The sequence below is a fragment of the Ruminococcus sp. CAG:57 genome (genome assembly GCF_000435935.1).
GTDB lineage: Bacteria > Bacillota > Clostridia > Oscillospirales > Ruminococcaceae > Hominimerdicola > Hominimerdicola aceti.
The window spans coordinates 70,386-78,166 of record NZ_FR890793.1 but is presented as its reverse complement, the minus strand read 5'-3'; the positions used below and the strand labels follow the sequence as shown (position 1 = coordinate 78,166).

Annotated in this window: 7 protein-coding genes; all 7 read left to right on the top strand. The window is 43.6% G+C overall.

Going from position 1 to position 7,781, the window contains the following annotated elements; translation table 11 throughout:
- The coding region (locus QVO88_RS11675) for a hypothetical protein (RefSeq protein WP_288178044.1) at positions 1-596 on the top strand (596 nt) is incomplete at its 5' end.
- A gap of 128 nt (positions 597-724) precedes the next feature.
- Positions 725-2,527: a translation elongation factor 4 gene (lepA, locus tag QVO88_RS11670; RefSeq protein ID WP_022288627.1), complete on the top strand. Its 1,803-nt coding sequence runs from the start codon at positions 725-727 to the stop codon at positions 2,525-2,527.
- Between the two features lie 198 nt (positions 2,528-2,725).
- Positions 2,726-3,199, top strand: a complete 474-nt coding sequence (locus QVO88_RS11665) for a hypothetical protein (RefSeq protein ID WP_022288626.1) — start codon at positions 2,726-2,728, stop codon at positions 3,197-3,199.
- Positions 3,196-4,293, top strand: a complete 1,098-nt coding sequence (gene hemW, locus QVO88_RS11660; protein ID WP_022288625.1) for a radical SAM family heme chaperone HemW — start codon at positions 3,196-3,198, stop codon at positions 4,291-4,293. Before QVO88_RS11665 ends, hemW begins: the two co-directional genes overlap by 4 nt.
- A gap of 149 nt (positions 4,294-4,442) precedes the next feature.
- Positions 4,443-5,441 carry an efflux RND transporter periplasmic adaptor subunit gene (locus QVO88_RS11655; RefSeq protein ID WP_022288624.1) on the top strand — a complete coding sequence of 333 codons (999 nt, stop codon included), beginning with the start codon at positions 4,443-4,445 and terminating at the stop codon, positions 5,439-5,441.
- Positions 5,442-5,574: 133 nt separating this feature from the next.
- Positions 5,575-6,426 carry a hypothetical protein gene (locus QVO88_RS11650; protein ID WP_022288623.1) on the top strand — a complete coding sequence of 284 codons (852 nt, stop codon included), beginning with the start codon at positions 5,575-5,577 and terminating at the stop codon, positions 6,424-6,426.
- 269 nt (positions 6,427-6,695) lie between these two features.
- The gene (locus QVO88_RS11645) at positions 6,696-7,670 is read left to right on the top strand and encodes a hypothetical protein (protein WP_022288622.1); all 975 of its coding nucleotides are present in this window, start codon (positions 6,696-6,698) and stop codon (positions 7,668-7,670) included.
- The last annotated feature ends 111 nt before the right edge of the window (positions 7,671-7,781 follow it).

Below are 7,781 nucleotides of genomic sequence, written 5' to 3'. Positions count from 1 at the left end.
ACGATATTGCGGCTAGTGCTATCGAGCCTTCTGAAACAAGCGAGGAAAATCTTGCGCCTATCGGTCAGTGGATAAAGACTACCAGATACTGTGCTACAGACAAGATCTACCACACTATCTATACAAGGATAACAAAGGTAGTTAGCAAAAGTGAGGATGCAGATTATGTAAACAAGGCTATCGAGCTCAACAACTCTGTTGGCAGTGATTTTTCTAAGATAGACGAGAGCGAGCTGAAAATACCTGATGACTGTGAGCTTTGCGTTATGGAATATGAGGTCTATGTTCCTGAGGATTTCCCTAGCAATGAATGGGGCATAATCTCTCCTGATGTAAACTATTCTGCTTCCAACAAGGGCGGCGGAGGAATACCTTCTGCTGACGGAGCTTCTACTTATATCGGCATGGGCGGAACTACTGAGCTTCTTACACAGAAAAAGAACGAATATTTTGTTGGAAATACATACAAGTATGTAAACCTTTTCCTTATGGTAAAGGGCTACAAGGATTACAAGTTCACATTCAGCTCTTATCCAGAGGGAACAACTTCTGACAGCTCTGATGACGCTGTAACGGCATATATCAGCGCAGAATAATATGTATTTTGGGGCAGGCACGTTGTGTCTGCCTTTTTTCTTTGCGGAGAAATTGACAATGTGGGGCAAGCGTGTTATAATAAAGTATTATGGAAAAGTATACTTGTCTGAGAGAGGAAAATCAGTAAATGAACGAAAATAATATACGAAATTTCTGCATTATAGCTCATATAGACCACGGCAAATCTACTCTTGCCGATAGAATTTTGGAGCTTACCGATACTGTGAAGCTGAGAGATATGGAAGATCAGCTTCTCGATAATATGGATATCGAGCGTGAAAGAGGTATCACTATCAAAGCTCGTGCGGTGCGCCTTAATTATCACGCTGACGACGGACAGGACTATGTTTTCAACCTTATCGACACTCCAGGTCACGTTGACTTCAACTATGAGGTGTCACGTTCTCTTGCTGCCTGCGAGGGTGCATTGCTTATCGTTGACGCATCTCAGGGTATAGAAGCGCAGACCCTTGCAAACACTTATCTTGCTATCGAACATGACCTCGAGGTAGTGCCTGTTATAAACAAGATAGACCTGCCGTCCGCTGACCCTGAAAGGGCTTGCACAGAGGTAGAGAACGTTATAGGCATTCCTGCTATGGACGCTCCGAGGATATCAGCTAAAATGGGTACGAACGTCAAAGAGGTGCTTGAACGTGTTGTAAAGGATATACCATGCCCAAAGGGCGACGAGAACGCTCCGCTTAAGGCTCTTATTTTCGACAGCTATTATGACCAGTACAAGGGAGTTATAATATACTGTCGTGTGAAAGAGGGGCATATCAAGGCCGGAGATACCATCAGGCTTATGGCTACGGGGGCTGAGTTTCAGACGGTGGAGATAGGCTATATGGGAGCAACTGACCTTGTGCCTGTGGGCGAGCTTCATGCAGGCGAGGTAGGATATATCGCTGCTTCTATCAAGGATATCGGCGACACTCGTGTGGGCGATACTGTGACAAATGCGGCTGAGCCTTGCGCTGAGGCACTGCCGGGATACAAAAAGGTAAACCCTATGGTATACTGTGGAATCTATCCTGCGGACGGAGCAAAATATCCTGACCTTCGTGACGCTTTGGAAAAGCTTATGCTCAATGACGCATCACTGTCCTTTGAGCCTGAAACTTCAATTGCACTGGGCTTTGGTTTCAGATGTGGCTTTCTCGGACTTCTGCACATGGAGATAATCCAAGAGCGTTTGGAGAGAGAATATAATCTTGACCTTATCACAACTGCGCCGTCAGTTATTTATAAGGTAAATCTGACTAACGGCGAAACTGTGTTCATAGATAACCCGACAAATTATCCTGATGTGGCAAATATTGCATCGGCGGAAGAACCGATAGTTAATGCACATATTTATACGCCGTCTGAATATGTTGGAAATATAATGGAGCTTTGTCAGGACAGACGTGGCGTATACAAGGATATGAAGTATATAGACGAAACTAGAGTTGACCTGCATTATCAGCTTCCCCTCAACGAGATAGTTTATGACTTCTTTGACGCATTGAAATCACGCACAAAGGGCTATGCTTCATTTGACTATGAGATGATGGGCTATGCGAAGTCTAAGCTTGTGAAGCTTGATATACTCCTTAACGGCGAGGTGGTTGACGCACTTTCTTTCATCGTACACGAGGATAAGGCTTATTCAAGGGGCAGAAGACTGACGGAGAAGCTTAAAGAGAATATACCAAGACAGCTCTTTGAAATACCTGTGCAGGCGGCCATCGGTGGAAAGATAATAGCCAGAGAAACTATCAAGGCTATGAGAAAAGACGTGCTTGCTAAGTGCTATGGCGGAGATATTACAAGAAAGAAGAAGCTGTTGGAGAAGCAAAAAGAAGGAAAGAAGCGAATGAGACAGCTTGGATCTGTGTCAGTGCCACAGGAAGCGTTTATGTCGGTGCTGAAGCTGGACGAGTAGCGTAGTTTAAGTGAGGAGTGAGGAATGGCGAAGCCATACCGAGCAAATCACCAATACAAAGTAGAGAAAACACCGAGCGGAGTAATTTTGCAACGGTAGAATTTTGGCGTAGGGGCTGGCGCCCTCGACAGCCCGTTCGGAGAGTGGATAGGTTTTGGTTTATACAAATATATCAACATTTTTTTGAAAGGAGCAGCTATGCCTGATATACAAAAGTCTATGAAATTGTCGCTGGCTTTCGGGCTGAGCGGTGCGGTGATATTGCCTGTGCTTTATGAGGTGTATGCCAATATCTCTGCGGCGGCTGGGCTTGTGCTTATCGCTGTGTGGGCGGTGTGTGCAGGAGCTAAATTCTCGGCACTCAAATTCAAGGAAGCTTTTATGGGCATGGTATGCACACTTGCTTATGCAGGTATTCTTGGCGTTATCTGCTATATCGTTATCCACCCAAAAGTTTCCGATATGCTAAACAGGCGGTCGGTGTATTTTCAGCTCAGTTTGAAACAGCAGGCTTATTTCGTGCTTTATGCGGTGCTTATAAGCCTTTGTATGTTCCTTGTGTGGGGCGGTATATTTGGTGTGAAAAAGGCGATAGAGAGATTTCGGCTCAACCGTGAAAAAACAGGAGAGTATATCGACAAGGCTTTTGATGATGACGAGGATATGCTATGACGGGAATTTATATCCATGTGCCTTTCTGTAAAAGAAAATGCCCTTACTGTGACTTCTATTCCGTTTGCAGGCCTGAGCTTTATGAGGACTACACGCAGGCTGTGTGCCGCAATATTGAGGCTTTCAAGGGTAGGGACATAAAATGCGATACTATCTACTTCGGTGGCGGTACGCCCTCTGTGCTGTCGGCTGAACAGGTTGACAGGATAATAGATACGGCAGGAAAGTGCTTTGATCTTTGTAAGCCTGAAATAACCTTGGAGGCTAATCCCAGCTCTGTGGACAGTGAGAAGATGTCAGGGTGGAGAAAAGCAGGGGTAACAAGGCTTTCTTTTGGCGTTCAATCGGCTAATGACAGGGAGCTTGGCTTCTTGGGCAGGCTTCATGACTTTTCTCAGGCAAAGTCGGCTGTGGAAACGGCGGCTCAGGTGGGATTTAGGCACATCTCATGCGATATCATGCTCGGGGTAAAGGGTCAGACCCTTGAAAGCCTTTGGGATAGCATAGAGAGTCTTACGGCACTCCCTGTTGATCATATTTCGGCTTATATGCTGAAAATAGAAAAGGGTACGGCTTTTGATTGTGATGAGATGAGAAACGCTGTAGCTGATGACGATATGCTGTGCGATATGTATTTGCAAACTGTGGGACAGCTTGCAAGCAAGGGCTTTTTACAGTATGAGATATCAAATTTTGCCAAAGAAGGCGGAAAATCACGGCACAATCTTAAATATTGGCACGGGGAAGAATATATAGGCATTGGCCCGTCGGCACATTCTTTCTTTGATAATGAGAGATATTACTGCAAGAGCGATGTTGAGGAGTTTATTTCTGACAAGGTGCAGAGCAGGGTGGTGCTTGAGGACGACCCTGACAAGGCAGAGGAGTATGTCATGCTGGGGTTAAGGCTCACGGAGGGCATTGACATAGGTAAAGCCGAGGAGCTTGGTGGTAAAGAGCTTGGGGAGAATATCCGAAAGAAGGCGGCTTTGTTTCAGAAACAGGGGCTTTGCGTGGTCGAAAAGGGTATTTTAAGGCTTACGCCTGCGGGATTTCTGGCTTCAAACTCTATTATCGGTGAGCTGCTGTGGTAAACCTGTATAAATATAGGCAGACAGTGTTGTGCAGTTATACAATAGATATACGATATGTAGGGGATAAGCTTGAAAAATGACGGAAAATGTGGTATAATTCACTGCGGCGGAGTGTGTCCGCAGTTTTATATTACCGAGAGGGCTTTTTTATGAAAAGTATAAGATTTATTGCTTTGATTTCAGCAGCGGCAATGTGTGTCGGACTTTGCGCCTGCGGAAAGTCGGAGAAAAAAGACGAGATAGCTGTGCCTATTCTGGAAACTAAGGATATAACATATAAGACGGTAAAAGCTGAGATAGGAGATATCTCTCAGGAGTATCATCAGGAGGGCGTTTATGATTACCCTTACAGTGAAACCGTCACCTTCAAGGCAAGCGGTCAGATAAAGTCTATAGATGTGGAGTCGCCTTGTGATGTGAAAAAGGGCGACCTGCTTTGCACACTTTATTCTGACGATGTGGATGAACAGATAGAAGAGGAAGAAATAAGGCTCAATCAGGCGAAGCAGACGGTCGCTACACTGCAGGCGAACGGTGCTGACTACAGTGAGATACAGCTTTCTCAGTATGATTTACAGATAGAACAGCTCAAATATGACAGTCTTGTGGCGTCCTTGGAGGATTATAAGGTTTACGCTCCATGTGACGGACAGTTTGATCTTGCAGACAGACAAGGTCAGGAGCTGACAGCGTTCATGCCGGTGAATAAAGGCGAGGTGCTTGGGTATACTTCCGATAAATCACAAAAGGCTCTGTGCGTGTCTGTGTTTGATAACGCGCTCACAAACGTCAATTTTGGCACTGCAGTGCAGATAGTGCAGGGTGCCAATACGATGGGCGGCACTGTGACGGATATAATCTACAATGAGAGCGGAGATTTCTCGGCATATGTTTATGTTATAACCCCTGACGAGGAGAACGATATGCTGGATCTTGGCGGCATAGAGGTTGTCTTTGACGTGTATTCAAGGCTTGATACTGTGATAGTTCCGCAGAAGGCGGTGAAGAAGCTTGATGGACGCAACTATGTGAACCTGCTTGTGGACGGTGTAAAGATAGAGCAGGACGTAGAGCTTGGCATCGAGGACAACGACAACGTTGAGATACTTTCGGGACTCAGCGGCGGTGAAGAGATAATACTCAATTGACGGCATTCAGCCAATTAAATACTATTTGATATGTCTGATTTGTGTTTTAAGAAAAAATAAAGAAATAAAGCACTTGATTTTTTGCGTAATTTCGTGTAAAATAAAAGAACAGAGTGTCTAGGGAGGACTAAAAATGAAGGATTTTTTATCTAACGTATGGGTAAAGCGAGCGGTATCAGTTTTCAATGTCGCTTACTTTGCTGTAATAACTCTGCTCACTTATGCAACGTTCCTGTATGATCTGGAGTTTGCGGCAGGCAGAGAAAAATCGTTTTTCACAGTGTATGTGGTGCTTAACGTAGTTTTTATGGGACTTATGCTCTTTTCAAGACGTGAGCTTGTGACGGAGATACTGAGCATACTCATGCTTCCGGTCGTGTTCTGCATGATACTTTTCAACATGGGCGACTGGATATTGATAGTTCCGCCGTTCATTGTTGCTATCATAATGTTCTTTGCAGCAGGCACGAACGAAACTGTAAAGGTTATAATGGGTACAATATATCTGCTTTTGTATGTTCTTGGAATAGTTGCATACTTTGTGCTTAATATCCTTTTCGGAGGCACGTCTGTTGAAACTGTGCTAAATTCAGATCTTGACACATCGTCAAGTGTTTATGCTCTCTACAGAGATAACTTCAAGAAGCTCACTGAAGTAACGTCAGAATCAAATACCATATCGCCTGACGGCCAGTATCAGATAATACTTTATGATGTAAAGGACAGCGACAAGGGTGCTGTAAAGATATGCGTAGTGCCATACAATCAGGATATCGAGCTTAAATTCTTTACTCTTAAGCAGAAAGGTATCAAAAAGACCATTTCCAACAAGGGTATAAGAGGAACAGTTCCTGATGTTGGCTGGGTAGAGGAGGACGGAGTTCTCAAGGTGCAGTACAGACTTTCGGAGGCTGATGATCTGAGAGCCACTTCTGTTACAACAATGCCGGATAAGCAGTATTTCCAATTCCTTGGTATTCAATAAGTTCGCAGGACCGTCTGAGAAGGCGGTCTTTTTTTGATAAAAATGGCTGTCAATAAGAGCTTATTCATAAAAATCGTGTGGTTATTTTGGTTAAAACGCTTAGCTTGTATTACAAAACAGTTACATTATATGAAAAGTTGTATGGTACACTTGACAGATTTGTTAAAAAGGTGTAAAATATTAATAGTGTTTTATAACGTTTCGATACTTGTGTGAACGGCTATGAAAGCGTTTACATACAATAGTATCAAGGGAGGATAAGAATTAAAATGAGATCAAAGAGAATACTTGGCGTGGTATCAGCGATAATGATGCTTGGTGTTTGTGCTGTGCCTGCTTATGCCGACAGTGAGGCTGAAATACCTGAATATAGTGCCGACAAGAGTATCCTTACAACAGATACTTCAGCACCGTCCTTGTCGTTTGATATGAAGGATTGGGAGAGATATATCAAGGTGACTCCTGACGGTGAGAAGATATCAGTGGGAGCATCCCAAGAAAAGACCTATGCTTATCAGGGTGCAAGCCTTAAGATAACAGCAACACAGCCTAATGACATAAGCGATTATTGTACTTTTGCTTCGCTTATAAGAGATGACGATAAGAATTTGGTTTATCCTGGCTCTGATTCTGAAGATGCGCCTTATATAACGATGGGCGTTGAGATCGACGCCAAGGATTTTGGTATGACTTGTTTTGACGGCTGTATGATTTCTTTTAAGTACAGGATAAATCAGGACGCTCAGGGCAAGCTTATGGGAGATTCTGTGTTTGCTTTTCCTTGTACTGAGGAATACAAAAAGGTGACCAGCAATAGTGTTCAGCTTGAAATAAATACAGATGCAAGCAATAATGTTACTCAGTATGCGACAGCACTTATACCAGTACCTGACAAGTGCGGAGCAACAAAGTTCGTATTTGAGATACCGGTTATAAAGAAAATGGATAAGACAGATGTGCTTTATATTGATAATCTTGTAATAGATACTCCGTTGCAGAAGAACGATGTAGATCTTCAGGTAATGAATCTCGATGGCTACAATAAAAGTGCAAAGGCACAGGAGATCGTGCAGGGCTTAAAGATACAGCCTAAGTCAAACGGACTGAGCAGCACTTCGTCATCTGAGGCTGAATCTTCAAAGGGTATCGGAGTAGTAGGCATTGTAGTTATTGTGGTCGTTGCGGTGGTTATTGTCGGTGCTGTTATTTTCGTTATCAAGAAAAAGAAATCGCGGTTCTATTGATTTTTTGATCTGACAAAGAGATGGGCTTTTAGCTCGTCTCTTTTTTGTTTTTTTATGAATATATCCTCATCTCCGAGAAATAATAGCATTAGCCTAAAATGGCATATCTTA